The sequence below is a fragment of the Clostridioides sp. ZZV15-6598 genome, assembly GCF_020657705.1.
Classification (GTDB): domain Bacteria; phylum Bacillota; class Clostridia; order Peptostreptococcales; family Peptostreptococcaceae; genus Clostridioides; species Clostridioides difficile_F.
The window spans coordinates 13,107-33,413 of record NZ_JAGWCS010000025.1 but is presented as its reverse complement, the minus strand read 5'-3'; the positions used below and the strand labels follow the sequence as shown (position 1 = coordinate 33,413).

19 protein-coding genes are annotated in these 20,307 nt (G+C 28.2%); 3 read left to right on the top strand and 16 right to left on the bottom strand.

Going from position 1 to position 20,307, the window contains the following annotated elements:
• Positions 1-339: 339 nt before the first annotated feature.
• Positions 340-1,728 (top strand): cation:dicarboxylate symporter family transporter, encoded by a 1,389-nt coding sequence (locus KGF50_RS07245; RefSeq protein WP_227847438.1) that lies wholly within the window; start codon positions 340-342, stop codon positions 1,726-1,728.
• A 181-nt stretch (positions 1,729-1,909) separates the two neighbouring features.
• On the opposite strand, the gene KGF50_RS07240 is transcribed toward KGF50_RS07245, so the two are convergent.
• The 10 genes from KGF50_RS07240 to KGF50_RS07195 all read right to left on the bottom strand — a co-directional run bounded on the left by KGF50_RS07240 (position 1,910) and on the right by KGF50_RS07195 (position 12,923).
• The gene (locus KGF50_RS07240) at positions 1,910-3,655 is read right to left on the bottom strand and encodes a DUF4091 domain-containing protein (protein ID WP_227847437.1); all 1,746 of its coding nucleotides are present in this window, start codon (positions 3,653-3,655) and stop codon (positions 1,910-1,912) included.
• 55 nt (positions 3,656-3,710) lie between these two features.
• Entirely contained in the window at positions 3,711-4,520 is an 810-nt protein-coding gene (locus KGF50_RS07235; protein ID WP_227432498.1) for a carbohydrate ABC transporter permease, read from the bottom strand.
• Between the two features lie 15 nt (positions 4,521-4,535).
• The gene (locus KGF50_RS07230; RefSeq protein WP_227847436.1) at positions 4,536-5,453 is read right to left on the bottom strand and encodes a carbohydrate ABC transporter permease; all 918 of its coding nucleotides are present in this window, start codon (positions 5,451-5,453) and stop codon (positions 4,536-4,538) included.
• Between the two features lie 98 nt (positions 5,454-5,551).
• On the bottom strand, positions 5,552-6,868 hold the full coding sequence (locus KGF50_RS07225) for an ABC transporter substrate-binding protein (protein WP_227847435.1): 1,317 nt from the start codon (positions 6,866-6,868) through the stop codon (positions 5,552-5,554).
• Between the two features lie 264 nt (positions 6,869-7,132).
• Positions 7,133-7,657, bottom strand: coding sequence for a hypothetical protein (locus KGF50_RS07220; protein ID WP_227432496.1), 525 nt, complete (start codon positions 7,655-7,657; stop codon positions 7,133-7,135).
• 3 nt (positions 7,658-7,660) lie between these two features.
• The gene (gene coaD, locus KGF50_RS07215) at positions 7,661-8,158 is read right to left on the bottom strand and encodes a pantetheine-phosphate adenylyltransferase (protein ID WP_227847434.1); all 498 of its coding nucleotides are present in this window, start codon (positions 8,156-8,158) and stop codon (positions 7,661-7,663) included.
• A gap of 1 nt (position 8,159) precedes the next feature.
• Positions 8,160-8,714, bottom strand: a complete 555-nt coding sequence (gene rsmD, locus KGF50_RS07210; protein ID WP_227847433.1) for a 16S rRNA (guanine(966)-N(2))-methyltransferase RsmD — start codon at positions 8,712-8,714, stop codon at positions 8,160-8,162.
• A 58-nt stretch (positions 8,715-8,772) separates the two neighbouring features.
• On the bottom strand, positions 8,773-10,830 hold the full coding sequence (gene recG, locus KGF50_RS07205; protein WP_227847432.1) for an ATP-dependent DNA helicase RecG: 2,058 nt from the start codon (positions 10,828-10,830) through the stop codon (positions 8,773-8,775).
• A gap of 80 nt (positions 10,831-10,910) precedes the next feature.
• Positions 10,911-12,554, bottom strand: coding sequence for a DAK2 domain-containing protein (locus tag KGF50_RS07200; protein ID WP_227847431.1), 1,644 nt, complete (start codon positions 12,552-12,554; stop codon positions 10,911-10,913).
• A gap of 18 nt (positions 12,555-12,572) precedes the next feature.
• Positions 12,573-12,923, bottom strand: a complete 351-nt coding sequence (locus KGF50_RS07195) for an Asp23/Gls24 family envelope stress response protein (RefSeq protein ID WP_227432491.1) — start codon at positions 12,921-12,923, stop codon at positions 12,573-12,575.
• A 360-nt stretch (positions 12,924-13,283) separates the two neighbouring features.
• Here KGF50_RS07195 and rpmB point away from each other — a divergent pair, with 360 nt between their 5' ends.
• Entirely contained in the window at positions 13,284-13,472 is a 189-nt protein-coding gene (gene rpmB / locus KGF50_RS07190; protein WP_003416297.1) for a 50S ribosomal protein L28, read from the top strand.
• A gap of 160 nt (positions 13,473-13,632) precedes the next feature.
• On the opposite strand, the gene KGF50_RS07185 is transcribed toward rpmB, so the two are convergent.
• Positions 13,633-13,785: a hypothetical protein gene (locus KGF50_RS07185; RefSeq protein ID WP_009893656.1), complete on the bottom strand. Its 153-nt coding sequence runs from the start codon at positions 13,783-13,785 to the stop codon at positions 13,633-13,635.
• Positions 13,786-13,882: 97 nt separating this feature from the next.
• Entirely contained in the window at positions 13,883-14,359 is a 477-nt protein-coding gene (locus KGF50_RS07180; RefSeq protein WP_227847430.1) for an Rpn family recombination-promoting nuclease/putative transposase, read from the bottom strand.
• A gap of 218 nt (positions 14,360-14,577) precedes the next feature.
• On the opposite strand from KGF50_RS07180, the gene KGF50_RS07175 reads away from it, so the two are divergent.
• Positions 14,578-15,333, top strand: a complete 756-nt coding sequence (locus tag KGF50_RS07175) for a MerR family transcriptional regulator (RefSeq protein WP_227847429.1) — start codon at positions 14,578-14,580, stop codon at positions 15,331-15,333.
• A 103-nt stretch (positions 15,334-15,436) separates the two neighbouring features.
• Here KGF50_RS07175 and KGF50_RS07170 read toward each other — a convergent pair whose 3' ends face one another.
• The 4 genes from KGF50_RS07170 to KGF50_RS07155 all read right to left on the bottom strand — a co-directional run bounded on the left by KGF50_RS07170 (position 15,437) and on the right by KGF50_RS07155 (position 20,204).
• The gene (locus KGF50_RS07170) at positions 15,437-17,779 is read right to left on the bottom strand and encodes a sensor histidine kinase (RefSeq protein ID WP_227847428.1); all 2,343 of its coding nucleotides are present in this window, start codon (positions 17,777-17,779) and stop codon (positions 15,437-15,439) included.
• Positions 17,751-18,467: a response regulator transcription factor gene (locus tag KGF50_RS07165; RefSeq protein WP_227828127.1), complete on the bottom strand. Its 717-nt coding sequence runs from the start codon at positions 18,465-18,467 to the stop codon at positions 17,751-17,753. The genes KGF50_RS07170 and KGF50_RS07165 overlap by 29 nt, the downstream gene beginning before the upstream one ends.
• Before the next feature lie 401 nt (positions 18,468-18,868).
• Entirely contained in the window at positions 18,869-19,525 is a 657-nt protein-coding gene (locus KGF50_RS07160; RefSeq protein WP_227847427.1) for a nitroreductase family protein, read from the bottom strand.
• Between the two features lie 49 nt (positions 19,526-19,574).
• Positions 19,575-20,204, bottom strand: a complete 630-nt coding sequence (locus tag KGF50_RS07155; RefSeq protein ID WP_227847426.1) for an HAD family hydrolase — start codon at positions 20,202-20,204, stop codon at positions 19,575-19,577.
• Between the last annotated feature and the right edge of the window lie 103 nt (positions 20,205-20,307).

Genomic DNA, 20,307 nt, shown 5'->3' with positions numbered 1-20,307 from the left:
TCTATCTCTCCTTAGACGTCTAATTAATTTCTCTACTTATTTTAAACTTTTCATTTGATATCTATTCTATGTATATATTTTTATAATAATTTTTAGTTATTTTTTTAACGTTTTTTCGTTTGAAATCAAATTTCCCAAAAGTTATTTCTATATTTCTTACCCTAGTTCAAAGTCTTTAAACATATATTATACCCCATTCAAATCCATTTAATCACATTTCCATAAATTAAATTATTTTATTCTATCTCAGTAAATTGTGATATAACATTGACATTTTTTTAATATATTGATATCATTTAAACTTAGAAAAATTTATTTTTAGACAAAGGAGAAAAAATATTGGAAAGCTCATTCTTATCACAATTTCTTATGATTACAGATTTTAAAACGATTTTTTTCATAGTACTACTTATAGGTATATTTTTTATTGTTAGACAATTTGAAAAGAAAAAAATCAAATTTTCATTAAGAACAATATATTCTACAATAATTGGTCTTATATTAGGAATTATTATTCAAGCTTTTGCTGGTTTTCCTACTGATACAACTCAAATTACTTGGTTACAAGAGGTAAGCAAATGGTATAGTTTATTTGGTTCTGGATTTATGGACTTATTAAAAATGTTAGTAATACCTTTGGTTTTCTTATCAATTATAAAAGTAATTATTAACATGAAAGATAATAATCTTGGAACTTTAACATTTAAATCTCTAGGAATGCTCCTTATTACTACTGCTATAGCAGCAATTGTCGGAATTGTTGTTGCAAACACAATGAAATTAGGAGTAGGAACTGATTTATCCAGTTTAGGAGGAAATCAAGAACTGAAGGAAATAAATTCTCTTGTAGATACTTTAAGAGGGTTATTGCCATCAAACCCTGTAATGGCTATGGCAAATGGAAATATCGTAGCTACAATAATATTTGCTACATTTATAGGTACCTCAATAAAGAGATTAAGTAAAAAACACTTTGAAACTATAAAACCATTTATAGATTTTATAGAAGCATCTTATAAAATAATTGTTAGTGTATCTATGACTGTTATCAAATTTATGCCATATGCTGTAGTTGCACTACTTGCAAATACAATAACTTCACAAGGTATTAGTTCAATAGTTTCTGTATTACATTTTATATTGGCTCTTTATATAGCAGTTGCAATATTATTTGTTATACATTTAATTTTTATAACTTTAAATGGCTTAAATCCTATTACTTATATAAAAAATTCAACAGAAGCTCTACTTCTAGCATTTACTTCACGCTCTAGTTTAGGAACATTGCCTGTCACGATAGAAAGTTTAGTGCAAAATCACGGAGTTGATGAGGGTGTATCAAGCTTTACAGCAAGTTTAGGTGCAAATATGGGTATGAATGGTTGTGCTGGCATATATCCTGCTTTGATGGCTGTTACTCTTGCTAATATGGCTGGAGTAAATATGGATATCAGTTTTTATGTTATGTTATTAATTGTTATAACAATTAGTTCACTTGGAATAGCAGGACTTCCAGGAACTGCTACAATAGCTGTTTCGGTTGTTATTTCTGGAGTAGGTCTTGGCTCTTATTTCCCATTAGTTGGTGGAATACTAGCAATAGACCCTATACTGGATATGGGGCGTACAATGATAAATGTCAATGGTGCTATGGTATCTTCAATTACTGTAGGTAAATCACTTGGAAAGGTCGATAAAGAAGTATTCAATAAGAAAAACATTTCTTAAATAGTAGCATTTTTTAATAAATATAGTGTTTTAAATTAATAAATCAATAAAGTAAAAATCTGACAGTTAATGCACTGTCAGATTTTTATTTCCAAAACCTAATTCTTTCAATATAGATTTTATCCAAATCAATTCTAAGTAATTACTTCTATATTAAGTTAATTAATATTACCTATATAATTTATTTATCTAACAAATCTAAAACTTGTTTTTTAACTTTATCATATCCACAATTATCTAGTGAATATCCAAGTTCTATATTTCCAAAACCTTTAATCTCAGCATTTTCTTTTTTATTTAATAAAGTTTGCATAAGCTCAACTTCTATATATTCTCTTCCCTTTTCTTTTTCTAGCATAGTAAATAACTCAAAATCTTGTATACCAAATCTTAAGTTTTCCATTCTAACACTTCTAACAGGCTTTAAGTCTTTTCCAGGATAAACAAAGAACATATCTCCAGCTTTCCAAATAGGGAATTTATAACTTGCATCTTTCCAAGGGTCTTCTGTCCATAAATTATAATCCCATCTTAAAAATCCATCAAGACCAAAATAATAAGTGTACCACCCTATTATTCTATTTTCTACAAAAGGAGAACTTATAAAACTATTTGGTTTTTCTGGGAAACAACAAACAAACCAAGTCAATATTCCGTCTTTATCATGCATTTTTTTCTTTAGATTTTCTATATCTTTATAATTTTGAATAGTAAGTTTTAAATTTATTGACATATCATCAACTTCATCTTTAGCTCTATCTAAAAAGTTTTGGTCATGAGTTGCTGATTTATATTTAACTTGATGAGTACTTACAGTAGAATTTATAAATTCGATACACTCTTTTACAACCTCTGGATTATTTGGTTCATCAGCTATAATTCTCACACTATCCCATAACTCACATTCTATTAAATGATTTAATACTAATCCTATATACTCTTTTAAATCATCTGTATTATTTATAAATTTAAACACTTTATCTTTTTCATCAAAGTATCTTACTCTTATAGGGTCTTTGTAGCCCTCTATTGGGTTTCCAAATTCTCCAGCACACCAATTACCCAACAGACCAAACAAATCTATCTCCTGAGCCATTTTGTACTTACTAGCTATACTTATATACTTGTCCATGCTTTCAAAATTACACTTGATATTTCCATCTAAATCTTTTGATACACCTACCATATTATATTCATATAAGTTTGATGGATTCTTATAAACTTTATAACAACTTTGACCTGCCCATGGATAATCTGAAACTATAACTGTTGCAACTTTTTCTCCTAAAGACGCTAATTCTTTGAGATAATTATCTATTATCTCAAAATGTATATCAGACCACAATTCAACTTTATACATTCTAGCTAGACAACTTGGATGTTGCCATAAATCTAAAAAGAATTTACTTTCGTCTAAAGGCTTTAACACAACATTTTTTACTGCTATAGGTACATCAACTGTACAAACTTTTTCTTCATCTTCATATCCAAAGCTTTTAAGTATATCAATACTTATATTAAGGTTATTTCCTAAAAAATCCTCAGGTACTTGTCCTTCAATCCAAAACGTTTGAGGCAAATATTGTTCCACTAGTACATCTTTATCTCTCAAAATAGCATCATTTACAAATGCTTTTGTATCATCTTGAACATATCCTAATATATTTATACTAAAATTGTTTTCTAATCCATCAGGCACATTTAGTCCTAATCTTACTCTATTTCCCAAGCCTTTCCATGATATAGCACTACTACTATCAATTGTGCAATTAAATTCTTCTGTGGCTTTCAACATAATTTGAAAGGCAAATTTTTCACCTTTAGCTACTACAATATTTAAATCCTTATGTTCCCAAGTTTCAGCTTCTATAACTGAGTATTTATTGTGTTTAAATGTGCAATCTTTCAATACATATGAAATTTCCATGTTTTAATTTCCTCCGCATCTATAAGTTTTATTTTGTATTTTTAAATTAGACTGTTTAACCTTTTATACCAGATAAAGATACCCCTTCAACAAATTTACTTTGTAAAATTAAATAGAAAATAAATGGAGGTAAAAATGTTATTGTTGCTCCTGCCATCATTTGTCCATAATTCGTTATTTGGAATGTCTTAAGCGTTGATAATCCTACTGTTAATGTCCTCATTGCATCTTTAGTTGTTGCTATAAGAGGCCACATAAACTCATTCCATGCTCCCATAAAAGTAAATATAGCTAGTGTAATTAATGCTGGTTTGATTAGAGGTAACACTATTTGTACTAAAATTCTAAGGTCTGAACAACCATCTATTTTTGCTGATTCTAAGAGTTCTTTTGGTACTCCTAAAATAGCTTGCCTCATTATAAATACACCAAATGCAGTTGGTATTGGCATAATAAGAGCCAAATAACTATTTATCCATCCTAAGTGTTTCATTATTATATAAAGTGGTATCATTGTAACTTGAGATGGTATAATTAAAGTCATTATCATAAATAAAAATAACTTATCACTACCTTTAAAATCCATCTTCGCAAAAGAATACCCTGCTAATGTACTAAATACTAAGTTTAACAGTACCCCTGAAAAAGATACTATAGCTGTGTTTAAAAAATATTGCGTAAATCCTTTTTTAGTAAATATATCTATATAGTTTTGAAGTGTTACTGTTGAAAAAGATATATCCAAATTGTACGAATTATATGTTACTTTTAATGATATTATCAACATATATATAAATGGTACTAAGCTTGCACATGCTATAAATAACAGCAACCCATCACTCAATAATCTCTTTGTTGTTTTCATATTATACCTACCTTTCTAAAAATCTGAACTGTCTCGTTTTACAAGCTTATTTTGTAAAATTGAAACTACTGCTATCAACAAAAATAATACATTTGCTACAGTCATTGCATATCCAGAATTAAAGTTTTTAAAGTTTAAGTTAAATGCGTGCATAACTATACTCATAGTAGATATACCTGGACCTCCACCTGTCACAGTATAAACCAAGTCAAACACTTGTAACGACCATATTGTTCCTAAAAACACAACCATTATTGTAGTTGGTTTTAGTAAGGGAACTGTTATTTTCATAAATTCTTGAAGTTTTGTAGCTCCATCAACCTTTGCCACTTCATAACAATGTTTTGGTAAATTCATTATAGCTGAAATATAAATTACCATAAAATATCCTATATTTTTCCACATAGATATAAACATAAGTGTAGGAAGTGCTGTCTTACTATCTCCCAAAAGTTTGGATGACTCTATTCCAAAAGCACCTAATAATTGATATATAATTGAACCTTCTCCATTTAATAAAGCTCTCCATACCATACCAATCAAAACCATAGATGATAATACAGGTATAAAAATAGCTCCTTTAGCAAATGAGGCTATTTTACTATTTCCTTTTCCTGTAATCCAAACAGCCAAAATCAATGATAAAATAGTCTGGCAAGGCACTACTACAACAGCAAATTTAATCGTATTTATAATGGATACTTTTAATGTTTCATCTGTGAATAATTTTTTGTAATTTTCTAAACCTATAAATGTTGCTGGACTAATAATATTATACTTTGTAAAGCTAAAGTATATTGACATTATTATTGGTAATACATAAAATGCCACTAAAATTATGCCTAATGGTAATATGTATATATATGGTTTAATATTTAATTTTATTTTTTTTCTTTTTGAATTTTCTTCAAACTCTCTAACTAAGTTATTCATTTTTATCCTCTCCAATATAAATATTAGCATTGTACTTATAAATACAATGCTAATTTTAATCTGTAAAGTATTTTATAACATCTTACAGCCTTAAACTTTTATTGTGCTAATAAATCATTTGAATATTTTGCAGCATCATCTAACGCTTGTTTTGGAGTTTTATCTCCTGAAATCATAGTTTGAAGTTCTTTCCATAAATATTCATATATTTCAACACCATGCGGTCCTACTACCAATGGTCTATATACATCCTTATCATTTTCAACCATTTCTTTAAATCTTTCATCACCTTGATATGGTTCACCTTTTGTTATTGGTGCTCTTGGTATTGCTTTATGGAATTCTGTCATTGATTCAACACTTAACATATATTGTATTAATTTATATGCAAGTTTTTTATCTTTTGCTGATGACATTAAAGATAAATGGTCTACTGCTCCAAAAGTTGCAGCTTTCTTATCTTCTAAACCAGTTACAAATCCCCAATTTAAATCTGGAAATGACTTATCAAATACACTTGTTGCAGCAGAAGATAACATTATAGTAAATGCTGCTTTCCCTGGTCCAAATACACTTTCTACCATTTCATTACTATCTTTAGATAAAGAATCTTCAGGTACATATGCTTGTAATTCTTTTAAGAAATTAGCCGCTTCTAAACCACTCTTATCGTTAAATTTAACTGATTTTAAATCGTCATTAAATATATCTCCACCAGCTTGCCATAAATATGGATACCAGTTCCAGTTCATGTTACCAAAAGTTTTAGCTCCCCATCCTTGAGCTAATCCCCATTGGTCTATTTTTCCATCGCCATCAGTATCCTTTGTTGCTTTTTGGCAGATTCTTTTAAAGTCTTCCCATGTTTTAGGAGGTTTTTCTCCTATTTTATCTAGAATATCTTTGTTATAGTATAATACACCTGGATTTGCTGCTTGGAAAGGCATTCCATACATTCCACCCATCATTTCAGATGTTTTTATGTAAATAGATTGTTCTTTATCTTCTTTAGTTGCATAGTTAGTTAAATCTTCTACTGCTCCACTTTGTATAAACTGAGGATACATTTCTGCATACATATATCCAACATCAGGGCCTTCATCAGCACTTATGGCTGTTGCAAATTTTTCTGAATAATTTTCCCAAGGAATTATCTGTAAATCTACTTCACAGTTATTTTTTTCCTCAAATTTATCTAAAATAGGGTCCCAAACTTCCTTCATATTATCTTCTACTGGTGGCATCCAAAGAACTAGCTTTTCTTTTTCTCCATCCTTTTTTGCATCTTTTCCACTACCATTTGAACACCCAGTTATAAGTGTTGTAGTCATAATTGCCACCATAGCTAGCGAACACAATTTTTTCAACATACTCACCTTAATTCCCTCCATCTTGTTTGGTTTTTCTTTTTTCATTGTAATTCTACATAATTTTACTCCATTTAAAATATTATCAAAGCATGTATTTCTTGTCTAATCAGTTTTTTCTATATGTTTTTTTTTATTATAGTTTTTTTCTATAGTAATATTGTCATTTTTATTTTTTAATGCAATCAATATAGTTAAGATAAACTAGAATTTTTTAGTGAAATTTTTAATTTTAAAATCTCTTTTATTAAATTGCTACATAAAAAACAGACCATATAATTATATGGCCTGTTTTTACCTACTTAAAAAAATTTATTTTTTAGGTCTAAGTTCAGCTTTATCTCTTTTTATTTCTTCTAATATTTCTTTTAAATTATACTCAACACTAGAAAGCACATCTTCTGCATATTCAATTGAACCAATTCTTATCTCATTAGCTATTCTTTCAGCCCTGTCAACTATATCCTTAGCTCTTTGGTCTGCTTGTACAACAGGTTCACTTGACTCTACATATGCTTTTACTACATCTTCAGAATTTTTCTTTAATTCTTCTATATTTTCCTGATATTCTTGTTGTATTCTTTCAGCTTCTTTTTGTGCTTGCTCAACTATGTTTGTAGCATCTTGTTTAGCTTGGCTTATTATTTTATTTCTTTCTTTATTTATCCAAACTGCCTGTGTTACTTCCTCCGGTATTAAAGTTCTTATATCATTAACTATTGCCAAAACTTCATCCTTGTCTACAGTACATTTATGTGAAAAAGGAATTGTAGAAGCACTTCTAAATATCTCCTCTAACTGATCAAATAGTTCAATCATTTCCAAATCTATCTTCATATATCAATTACCCCCAGTAGTTTTTTTCTTTAATTCTTCCAAAACAATTTTTGGAACCAAATTTTTTATATCAGCATCAAAGAGCAAAACCTCTTTTATTAAAGATGAACTTATAAATGAATACTTTGTACAGCTTGGTAAAATTATAGTCTCTATATCTGGATTAAGCTCTCTATTCATATGAGCCATTTGAAGTTCATAATCAACATCAGCACCACTTCTTACACCTCTAACTAGTGCTCCAATTCCATTTTCTTGACAGTAATTTATTAATAGTCCATCAAAAGTTACAACTTTTATATTCTCTAGATGGCTTGTACTTTTTTTTATAAGTTCTACTCTTTCCTCAAAGCTAAATAGACCTTTTTTATTAGGATTATTTAGGACTCCTATTTGTAATTCGTCAAATAACTTCGAAGCCCTGCAAATAATATCTAAATGTCCATTAGTAATTGGGTCAAAGCTTCCTGCAAATATAGCTTTTCTAGGTTTATTTTCCATCTTATGCCTCCACCTTATAAAAAGTTAATGTAGTATTTCCATATTTTTTATCTTTAGTTTTCTCTAACTTACTTATTTTATCTGGAAATAAATCATTAGTATCATGCTCTACAACTATTATTCCATCTTCATTCAACAAATTGGAATTATCAATTTTTTCAATAGCTTCTATAAACATATTTTTATAATATGGAGGGTCCATAAAAATTATGTCAAATTTACTATTTTGTAACTTAAGCTTATCTATAGCAGTTTTAAAATCAAGGTTTAAAATAAAACTCTCATTTTCAACCCTTGCTTTTTTTATATTAGATTTAACAATTTCTATACTTTCTTTACTAATATCTACAAAAGTGCATGCTTTTGCACCTCTGGACAAACATTCTATCCCTAAAGAACCCGTTCCAGCAAATAAATCTAGAACTTCACTTTCCATTATATATGAATTTATTATATTAAATAAAGACTCTTTTACTCTATCTGTTGTTGGCCTTACATCTTCATTTTTTGGAGTATTTAATTTTAATCCTCTTGCTTTTCCTGAAATTACTCTCAATATGACAATCTCCCTTCAGCACATTCTTACATCAATAATATTTTAACATAAATTAAAATTAATTTAATGAAATTTCTTCCAATGTATCTTTAAATTTATCTATAATTTCCTTTTTAAGTGGAATATTCTCTTTCAATTGTAGATTATTATCTTCACCTAATATATATCGTGCTTCCTGTTGTGCTAATTTTAATATTTTTATGTGCTTAAACAAATTTGCTACTTTTAATTCTGGAAGTCCATGTTGTCTAGTCCCAAAAAATTCTCCAGGTCCTCTTATTTCTAAATCCTTTTCTGAAATTCTAAATCCATCATTTGTTTCTTCCATTATAGACATTCTCTGCCTGCATACATCTGTTTTAGAGTCGTAAATCAGTACACAATATGACTTATGGCTTCCTCTTCCAACTCTACCTCGAAGCTGATGTAATTGTGCAAGACCAAACCTTTCAGCATTCTCTATTATCATTAGAGTTGCATTTGGCACATTGACACCAACTTCTATAACTGTCGTCGAAACCAAAATATCTATTTCTCTATTCTTAAAGTTACTCATTACTTCATCTTTTTCACTTGATTTCATTTTTCCATGAAGAAGTCCAAGCCTTAAATCTGAGAAATATTCAGCCCTTAATTCCTCTACTAATTCAACAGCTGACTTAGCTTCTATTGCTTCACTTTCTTCCACTAGTGGACATACAATATATACTTGTCTTCCCGATTCAACTTCTCTTCTTACTAGGTTGTTATAAGCTCTATCTCTCTTGCTCTTTTCAATAGCAAGTGTTTCTATTGGCTGTCTCCCTGGTGGGAGTTCATCTATAATAGAAATATCTAAATCTCCATAAAGTATAAGTGCTAATGTTCTTGGTATTGGTGTAGCTGTCATTACTAGTATATCTGGATTTATTCCTTTTAATGAAAGTCTACTTCTTTGCATAACTCCAAATCGATGCTGTTCATCTGTTATAACCAGACCAATATTATTAAATTCAACTTTATCTTCAATTAATGCATGTGTTCCTATCAATATATCAATTTCATTATTTTTAATTTGTTCTAATACCGTATCTTTTTGTTTTTTTGTAAGGCTACCTATTAATAAGCCTACATTTATGCCAAAATCTTTTAAGGTTTCAGTAAGTGAAATATAATGTTGTCCTGCTAATATCTCTGTAGGTGCCATCAAAGCTCCTTGATAACCATTTAAAACACAATTTGCAAGTGCTAAGAGAGCAACTACTGTTTTACCACTACCTACATCACCTTGAACCAATCTATTCATTATTTTATCGGAATTCATATCATTTAGAATTTCATCTAATGCTCTATTCTGAGCTTTAGTTAATTTAAATGGTAAAGAACTTATTATATTTTTTAAACTTTCACTTATTGTAAATTTTATTCCATTTTCTTTATTTCTTCCACTTTTAAATACAAACAGTCCCAACTGTAATATAAGTAATTCTTCAAATACAATTCTATATAAGGCTATTTTTAACGATTCTTTATTGCTTGGTGAATGAATGTTTCTAACTGCAAAATCTATGTTACATAATCTATATTTTTCTATAATTCTTTGTGGCATATATTCTTGTATAATCAATTCCTTATCTTCAAGTACAGTCTTAATTATACTCATAATTTCTTTATTTGTAACACCATATGTAAGTTGATACACAGGCATAAATCTACATGTATTTTTAGGTGAATTAGTAAGATATTCTAATTCACATGATGTAAGTTCTAAGTTATTAAATCTTTTCTTAACTTTTCCAAAAACTAATATTGAATCTCCAGGTCTAAATGTATTTTTTATATAAGTTTTATTAAAAAATACTAACTTAGCCGAACCAGTTTCATCTTTTACGTCAATCTTTGTTAAAGTCATTCCTTCTTTTGGACTAAATGTATTTATACTTGATATTACTGCTTTTATTGTAGCTTTTTCATCATTCTCCAATTGTGCTATTTTCTTAAGATTGTTTCTATCTTCAAATTGCCTTGGAAAATAATACAATAGGTCCTTTAATGTGAATATACCCAGCTTATTTAGCTTATATGCCTTTTTAGGGCCTATTCCCTTAACATATTGAACATCTTTATATAAATCCAACAAATATATCACCTACTACACAAAAATCCTGTACAACCAACTTTATAAAAGCTACATGGTCATACAGGTTCTTATAATCATTATTCAACTGAAATTAAGTAATAATAAAGAGGTTGTCCTCCATAATATAATTCTACATCTACATCTGCAAATTTTTCTTCTAAAGAAGTACGAAGTTCATTTGCCTGAGATTCTGTAACATCTTCACCAAAGAATAAAGTTATTATAGCAGTATCCTCATCAACCAATTTTTCAATAAGATTTGATGTTACTTCATCTACATAATCCCCTGCTGATAATAATTTACCTTCTGCAATTCCAATTATATTACCTTCTTTAACATCAATTTCATTCATTACTGTATCCCTAACAGCAAAAGTTACTTGACCTGATTTAACTGAATTTAAAGCATTCATCATAGCTTCTTCATTTTCATCTTCACTTAATTCTCCATTAAAGGTTACTAATGCAGCAAATCCTTGAGGTGTGTTTTTTGTAGGTATAACTATTATATTTTTATCACTCAATTCTTTAGCTTGGTTAGCAGCCATTATTATATTGCTGTTATTTGGGAAAATAAATATATTTTTAGCATTTATATCCTTTATGGCATTCATAAAGTCTTCAGTACTTGGATTCATAGTTTGACCACCTTCTATTATATGGTCAACACCAAAATCTTTAAATATATTTGCTAATCCTTCACCCATAGAAGTCGCTATGAATCCAAATTCTCTTTCTTCTTCTAAAGGCTCACTATCATTTTCTTTTTTTTCTTCTACTTCTAATATTGTATTTTCATGTTGTAACTTCATATTTTCTATTTTTATAGTTAATAATTGACCATACTTTAGAGCTTCTTGAAGCACGTTTCCTGGGTCATTAGTGTGTACATGTACCTTTATGACTCCATCATCTCCAACTACTGCTAAACTATCACCATAGGCCATCATTATATCTCGTATTTTAGTATCTTCTACTTTAGAACTTTCTAGTATAAATTCTGTACAATAACAGTATTTTATATCATCTGTACTAATGCTATTCTTTGGGAAGTCTATGTTTGTTGCAACATTAGTGTCTAGGCTAGCGCTTTTTATTTCTATATCGTTACCTTTTATAGAAGCTAACATACCTTCATATATAAGTACAAGCCCTTTTCCTCCAGAATCAACTACACCAGCATCCTTCAGATTTTTTAGAAGGTCTGGAGTTCTTTCTAGTGAAGCGTTTGACTCCTTTACAAGCATACTTAAAAACTTTACTACATCTTTTTCTTTTTTAGCAGCTTTTACTGCAAACTCTCCGCTCTCTCTAACTACAGTAAGTATAGTTCCTTCAATTGGTTTTATTACAGCTTTATAAGCTGTATCAGAACCATTTTTAAAAGCTTTTGCTAAATCATCTGTTGATAATTTATTTTTTCCCTCTATAGACTTAGCTATACCTCTAATTATTTGTGAAAGTATAACTCCTGAGTTTCCTCTTGCACCCATTAAAGAGCCTTTAGATAATGCTTTTCCGATGTCTGATATACTATCATTGTCTACTTTCGCTAACTCTTTTAAGGCATAAGATATAGTTAAGGACATATTAGTCCCTGTATCTCCATCTGGTACAGGGAATACATTTAATTTGTCAACTAAATCTTTATTGTTTTGGAGATTGTTTGCACCTGAAATGAACATCTCTCTTAACCTTTTACCATCTATATACTGAATCATTTCTTTCCTCCTATAAAATTACTTAACTCTTATTCCTTGTACATTAATATCAATTTTAGTGACTCTTACGCCAGTCATCTTTTCAACTACATATTTAACTCTATCTATTATGTTATTTGCAACTGTAGATATATTTGTACCATATTGTATTATAACATAAAGTTCTATTGCTATGGCATCTTCTTCTACTTCTTCTACTCTAACACCTTTAGTAGCATTTTCACCTTTTAATAATTCTACTATTCCTTTAGATTTAGATGCCAAACCTACTAGACCATAACTTTCCATTGCAGCTCTATATGTGACTTGAGCTATTACTTGATTATCTATTTCTATACTTCCATATTGATTCATTACCTTTGCACTCATGGTTGACCCCCTTAAGTTTATTTTTATTAAAAATGTTTCTTAATTTATTTTTTACTATTTTTACTTATTTATTATATAAAATTATAATCATATCATACTATAAATATGGTATAATTTAAACCTAGAAAAGTTTTTGGATAAAATTTCTTGTATTGTCTATATATTTAAAGAAAAATAATAATTATTTTCCAAATATATTTACTTTATATAAAATTATATATATAATTTTATATGATAATAAGAAATTCTTCAATATATGTAAGGCAAATATATATTTCTATTGCAAATTTTTGTTATTTATGATAATATAAATATGTTTTTAGTCTTTAAATAGTTATCATTTTAAGGAGGTGTGCGTAGATGGCAAAAGTATGTAGCGTATGTGGTAAAGGTAAGGTTTCTGGAAACCAAGTATCACACTCAAATAAACATAATAAAAGAACATGGTCAGCTAATTTAAGAAGCGTAAGAGCGATTATAGATGGAGCTCCTAAGAGAGTAAAAGTTTGTACTAGATGTTTACGTTCTGGTAAAATTGAAAGAGCTTAATAGCCACGTTTAAAAGCCTACTTCCGAAAGTAGGCTTTTTAAATTTAATCATTTTTACTCTTTCTCATAAATTTTAAAACTATGTTTGAAATCCATTTTGGTAACTTTATTGTTACTACTTTCATCAATACTCACCCCACACTTTATAGTTAAAATTATTTTAACAAAAAAATAATAATGCTCCACATCCAATAAGTATTAATGCGGTAAGTGCTGACCAAATCCAGCCAGGAAGCAACATTGATAAAATTACTGCCATTCCTGTTGCTAGACACAGTATTCCTAGCAATACCTTAGACTTGTTATTTCTCATGGAACACCTCCACATAGAACTTGTATCTACAAATATTTTCATATTTAAGTTTATGCGATAAGTTCCCATTTTAGACCGATAAACACATTATGTAATTTTAATTTTTTATACTGGAATTATTATTATCTTCTGATACAGATTCTATAATATCTAAAATACCTCTTTTTTTACTTAACCTTTCGGGTCCACTATATAGAATTACTGGTATAACTTTTGGAAGTTTAAAGTCTTTACTCTCAATTTCTTCAAGGCTCTTTTTCATTATAAAGCTTTTCCAAATTTGCTCTCTGTATGATTTTAGCCTTGGTACAATCTCTGTATCCATTTCTGTTTGAAACTCCAACACTATATAGTGTGAAATTTTACGATTTTTAGAAAAAACTTTATAAATTATATCTACTTCCTTTCCTTTATATTCACATATAAAAGATGTTTCTAACTCTATATTTTTAAGAGTTAATTCTTTTGCTATTGAGACACTTGTAAAATTTTGAATCAAACTTAAAAAACTTTCTTTATCTGAATACAGCCTTCTATATTCTTCACGTTTTTCTTTGCTTCTTTTTAAATTCATACAATTCCTCCCAGGTTATAGATTCTCTATCTTTTGATAAAAATAATCTATAAATTTTATTTTTTAATTTTCACTAGTGATTATTGACACTTATGATTAAAATATCCAATAAAGATATTTTTTTATATTTTTATTAAAAGATATAAATTTTTATATTTTAATATATTGACATTGACGTTACGTAAAAGTGTATATTTAATTTATAGGAGGTATTACTTATGGAATATACAGTTCAGAAATTAAGTAAAATAGCTGGTATAAGTACTAGAACCCTTAGATACTATGATGAAATTGAGCTTCTTAAGCCACTTAAAATAAATTCCTCAGGTTATCGTATATATGGTCAAAATGAAGTTAATAAACTACAACAAATACTTTTTTATAGAGAGTTAGGCATTAGCTTAGAAAATATAAAAAACATTATAAATTCACCAACTTTTGACAGTTTAAGTGCATTAAAAGAGCATCATAGCAAATTACTAGCTAAAAGAAAACAAATTGACTTGCTGATAGAAAATGTAACTAAAACTATAGCATTAAAGGAGGGAAAATACATTATGACAGATTCAGAAAAATTTGAAGGTTTTAAAGAAAAGATGATTGATGAAAATGAAAAAAATTATGGAACTGAAATTAGGGAAAAATATGGTGAAGATGTAATCAATCAATCAAATAAAAAATTTAGAAATATGTCTAAAAAAGATTATGAAGATTGGCAAGATTTAAGTGCTGAGATAATTAGTAAACTCAAAAAAGCTTTTGAAACTGGTGATGCATCTAATGAACTTTCTCAAGAAGTTGCGAGATTACATCATAAATGGTTAAGCTACACTTGGAATACCTACTCTAAGGAAGCTCATGCCGCTTTAGCCGAGATGTATGTAGTTGATGAACGTTTTACATCATATTATGATAAGGAACAGCCTGGGCTAGCAAAATTTCTGAGAGATTCCATAGTATTCTATACAAGATAATTAATCAATGTAAAGCAATAAAAAGAGTGCTACTTTAAAATAGCACTCTTAAAAAATTTTATTTTGCAAATTCTATAGTTATAATCTGTGATAAAAATCTAACTTAGTTTTTATTAAAAGTAATTGTAACTTTAAATAAATCTCCATCTATATCTATCTTCATTTTACCACCTTGTAGCTCTACAAAACTTTTTGCTATTGCTAGACCAAGCCCAGATCCTTCTGTATTACGTGACTTATCTCCCCTTACAAATCTCTCCATAATATCATCTACACTAAAATCAATTTCAGTTGATGACATGTTTCTAAGCATGATATTTACTTGTCTATCTGTTTCTAAAATATCAATATATACTCTTGAACCTGGCATTGCATATTTACTTATATTTATTATAAGATTCTCAAATACTCTGAATGTGCGTTGACTATCTAATGGTAATATTATTTTTTCACTAGAAAAATTATTTTTTACTTTCAGGGATGACTCTGATATCTTATCATCTAGTTCCAGTAATGTCTGTTTCATTAGAGATATAATATCTACATTTACTATGTTTAAGTGTACATCTCCACTATTCACCTTACTCACTTCAAACAAGTCTTCTATTAAGTGTTGTAGCCTTTGTGACTTTCTATCCAATGTATCAATATACATTTTACGATTTTCATCTGTTATATTTTCATCCTTTAGTAAATCTATATAAGTGATTATAGATGTCAAAGGTGTTTTTAAGTCATGTGATACATTTGATATAAGCTCTGTTTTCATTTTTTGACTTTTAACTTCTTCATCGACAGCTTTTTTAAATCCAGATTGAATATTCCCAAGCTCATCTTTGATAGGATTAAAGAACCCTAGATCGTCTTCCATATTTACTTCTAAATTTCCATCTGAAATTTTCTTTGTAACATCTAAAAGTTGATTGTATTCACATATTGTTTTCTTAGAGTAATCTGACAATAACTTAAATAAAACTACTGAGTAAATTAATGCAAGTATTATTCCAAAGAACCACATACTACACATTATAACTATAATTAATAAGTTTACTGCTAAAATTATAGCTATAGTTTTATTTGGCTTTTCTTTTAAATTTGTCATTCTAACTTGATTAATAACTACTTTACTTGATTTTTTAAACCATTTTAAAAACATTCCTGTCAAAGTATTTTTTACAAAGTACTCTTTTATTCCAACGTTTAAAATATGTTTTAAAAGTGCTATAAATACAAATATTATTGAGAAGATTACAAACCAATAAATTAAATTCATTGAGCTTACTAATATATTTGCCATTTTACCACTTATATCGTTGTTTATTAGATACTCTACATAATTTCCATTCAATGTGTTACTTATTATACCAGTAGGATATAAATCTACAATACCCTGTATAATAACAATGGCAATAAAAAGTAACTCTAATGGTATTCTTGTAATTATCTCAAAACCTAATAACTCTTTAGATTTTCTATAAGGAAATACTATAGCTACAATTACAACTATAGATATTATGATTTTTATAATCATTGCAGAAATTTTATAATAAGAATTATTCTCTACATTATTTATATATCCACTTATATCATCACTACTATAAATCATTCCATAATTATTATATGAGCTATATGAACTATCTTGGCTTATTACTTTAGGTACAGCATATACTAATGTTTTATTTTTTATTGGAGATAATTTATATGAGATTGAATTGCCACCTAAATCTGTATCCATCAAATCTTCTCTAGATTTAGATAATAACATTTGACTGATAATTTTTTGGTCTACTCCATAAGAATCTACAATATTTAATTTTCCATCTTTATCAAAATTCATTACAAGATAAAATCTATAATTTGCTTTTAGACTTTTAATCTTTTCTTGTCTTTCCTCATCATTCATAGTTTTATCTTGAGGCTGATTTTTATCAGACTCCTCTTTTGATACATCATTTTTTGTTGTATCCAGTGCTTTTAATTCTTTATTCTCATTAAAAAGCTCGAAGTTATTTTCTTTGTCAACTAAATAATATTTTAAGTTTTTACTTGAATTATTAATAAAAGATTCCCATTCATCAAATTTTTCATTAAAATCTGCATTAATACTATCATCAGTGTAATAGGTTTCTGAACCTTCATATGTGCTTTTTTCTTTACTAGCATTTTTTATATAATTTATAGTTTCTTCACTTAAAAAAAGCTTCGAAGGTTGTATCATCTTACCTTCTTGTTCTTCTTTCATATTGTGATATAAAACATAACTTCCTTTATATATGTCATCTACAAATCCTTCTTGCTCAAATGGATTTTTAGCTCCACCTTTAGCAGCTGCCTGTATAGTCGAATATTGGCTAATCATACCTAATGATGCTGATAACATAAGTATAAAAACTATAGCACTAATTATATATTTTTCCTTAAATTTTTTCGATTTTATATCCAACACCCCACACCACCTTTAAATATTTTGGATTTTTTGGGTCAATTTCTATCTTCTCCCTTATATTTCTAACATGTACCATAACTGTATCTGTATTTACAGCATTTTCATTCCAAACTCTTTCATATATTTCATCTGCAGAAAAAACCCTTCCTGCATTTCTCATAAGTAAACTCAATATCTTAAATTCTATAGGAGTTGTTTTTATATAATTTCCATCAATACTGACTTCTTTTGTATTTTCATTTAATTCTAATCCACCTATTACAAACACACCTTCATTACTTTCTGAACTTTCTTCTTTATTTTTTATCATATTTAGATACTTAGTATATCTTCTAAGTTGCGAATTAACTCTAGCCAATAACTCTAATGGCTTAAAAGGTTTTGTTACGTAATCATCAGCTCCTATGTTAAGCCCCATTATTTTATCAACTTCTTCTGATTTTGCAGATAACATTATCACTGGAAAATTATGATTTTCTCTAAGCTTCATTGTAAGTGTTATTCCATCCATTTGAGGCATCATTATATCAACTATAGCTAAGTGTATTTCTTGGCTTTCTATAATTTTAAGACCTTCTAATCCATTGTAACCTTTAAAAACATTATACCCTTGATTTAAAAGGTATATTTCTATAGCATCTGCTATTTCCTTTTCATCTTCTACCACCAAAATATTATATGAATTCATTTTAATCTCCTTTATATCAATTAATTTGTAAACTACCTTTACATATATGATTATACAATATGATAGAAGTTTTTCCATTTTTTTATAAATTTATAGTGGTTTATTCTAATTACTTATCTTTGATATCCATTTTAGAACCCTCCCTTTAATTTAACTTCAATACTGTTTTACTTTATTTATATATCTAATATTAAAGCTAAAAACTTAAGATATTATATATACTTTTCTAAAGATTTTCTAAAGATTTAAATTTACTTGCTTTAATATACACAAAAAAAGTAGGTCTTATTGTATTAACTAAATCAACAGTCTGAAATATAAATTTAATATCAATAAAATCTACTTTTTAATTTTTGCATATTTATTTTTAATTTATTTACTTTTTATAAAAATTCTTGTTTTTATTTTATAAATGTACATATGTCTTCCACTGGTTTTTTAGATGGACTTCTTAAATTATCTTCTGGTACTCCAAGTGCCAACATTGCTCCCAAGAAATATTCGCCTTTTTCAAAGCCTGTTTCTTTCTCTAAAACAGCTTCTATCTCATCTGCTGCATAGTTCTGGCTTGTCAACCAACAAGAACCATAGCCAAGTTCAATTGCTGATAATGTAAAGTTTTCAATTGCTGCTCCTAAACTTTGCATGCCTGGATTTCTTATAAATAGCTTATCTATAGTCTCTTTAGGTGCATTTATAAGTTCTAACTCATAATAGCCTGATGGGTTGTATACCTTTGTAAAAACTAATACTAAAACTGGAGCTTTTAAATAAAATAAAGTAAAGTTTGGCACAAATTTTCTAAATCTATTAGCTTTTTCTACTGATACTTTATCCATCTCTACAAGTATTTCTTGCTGTTTTTTAGTTATCACATCTGCTATCTTTTCCATTAAATCACGACGCTTTATAACTACAAAATGCCAGTTTTGAATGTTTTTACCTGATGGAGCTGCCCCTGCTGCTTTTACCATTTTCAAAATATCTTCATCTAAAACATCTTGTTCTTTAAATTTTCTTACACTTTGTCTTTTGTAAATAGTATCTTGTAATTCCATTTTTAAGTCCCCCTGTAGATTATTTTTGTTGTTTAAAAACAAACTTTCCTTATTTTAATATATCATGTTCTAACAAATCTTTAAATGAGTCTATAGAATAATCATACTCATCCACATTTCCAAATCCATATTTTGCATATACAAAAGGAATCCCAGCAAATTTAGCACTATTTGCATCCCCTTGTGTGTCTCCAATATAGATTGGATTAGTTAGTTTATTTCTATCAATTATAAGTTTATTATTTTCACCTTTATGCAATCCAGTATTTCCAGGACATTCAAAATCTATAAAGTACTTTTCTAGCTTGTGTGCTTTTAAAAAAGATTCTATATATCCTTTTTGACAGTTACTTACTATAAATAATTTATATTTTTTAGATAATTCTTCAAGAGTATTTTCTATATCTTCAAATAATTTGCCTCCATATTCAGATAAGTAATCACATTCTCCCGCAGAACATTCATCTAATAGATTCATTCTTTCTCCTTCATCTAAGTCTGGAAATAAACGCTTTGCTATTTCATCAAATGAAAGGCCCATAACACTTCTAAATAATTCTACTGTAACATTTAAACCTATATCCTCACGTTTATCTAAGACCTCTTGCCATACTTTACATACTCCTTCAGTTGAATCCCATAGAGTTCCATCTAAATCGAAAATAATACTGTCTATCACAAAAAATCCCCCTTGCGTCAAAAATTATTATTTATTTATAATTATATACTAAAAAGCAGATACAATTCTAAATATATTTTACTTGATTGTATCTGCTCTGTAA

Coding starts and splice junctions, on each gene's coding strand:
- KGF50_RS07240 (WP_227847437.1), bottom strand. CDS start 3,655: ATGGAAATTTCATATGTATTGAAAGATTGCACATTTAAACACAATAAA.
- KGF50_RS07235 (WP_227432498.1), bottom strand. CDS start 4,520: ATGAAAACAACAAAGAGATTATTGAGTGATGGGTTGCTGTTATTTATA.
- KGF50_RS07230 (WP_227847436.1), bottom strand. CDS start 5,453: ATGAATAACTTAGTTAGAGAGTTTGAAGAAAATTCAAAAAGAAAAAAA.
- KGF50_RS07225 (WP_227847435.1), bottom strand. CDS start 6,868: ATGAAAAAAGAAAAACCAAACAAGATGGAGGGAATTAAGGTGAGTATG.
- KGF50_RS07220 (WP_227432496.1), bottom strand. CDS start 7,657: ATGAAGATAGATTTGGAAATGATTGAACTATTTGATCAGTTAGAGGAG.
- coaD (WP_227847434.1), bottom strand. CDS start 8,158: ATGGAAAATAAACCTAGAAAAGCTATATTTGCAGGAAGCTTTGACCCA.
- KGF50_RS07200 (WP_227847431.1), bottom strand. CDS start 12,554: ATGATTCAGTATATAGATGGTAAAAGGTTAAGAGAGATGTTCATTTCA.
- KGF50_RS07195 (WP_227432491.1), bottom strand. CDS start 12,923: ATGAGTGCAAAGGTAATGAATCAATATGGAAGTATAGAAATAGATAAT.
- rpmB (WP_003416297.1), top strand. CDS start 13,284: ATGGCAAAAGTATGTAGCGTATGTGGTAAAGGTAAGGTTTCTGGAAAC.
- KGF50_RS07185 (WP_009893656.1), bottom strand. CDS start 13,785: ATGAGAAATAACAAGTCTAAGGTATTGCTAGGAATACTGTGTCTAGCA.
- KGF50_RS07180 (WP_227847430.1), bottom strand. CDS start 14,359: ATGAATTTAAAAAGAAGCAAAGAAAAACGTGAAGAATATAGAAGGCTG.
- KGF50_RS07175 (WP_227847429.1), top strand. CDS start 14,578: ATGGAATATACAGTTCAGAAATTAAGTAAAATAGCTGGTATAAGTACT.
- KGF50_RS07165 (WP_227828127.1), bottom strand. CDS start 18,467: ATGAATTCATATAATATTTTGGTGGTAGAAGATGAAAAGGAAATAGCA.
- KGF50_RS07160 (WP_227847427.1), bottom strand. CDS start 19,525: ATGGAATTACAAGATACTATTTACAAAAGACAAAGTGTAAGAAAATTT.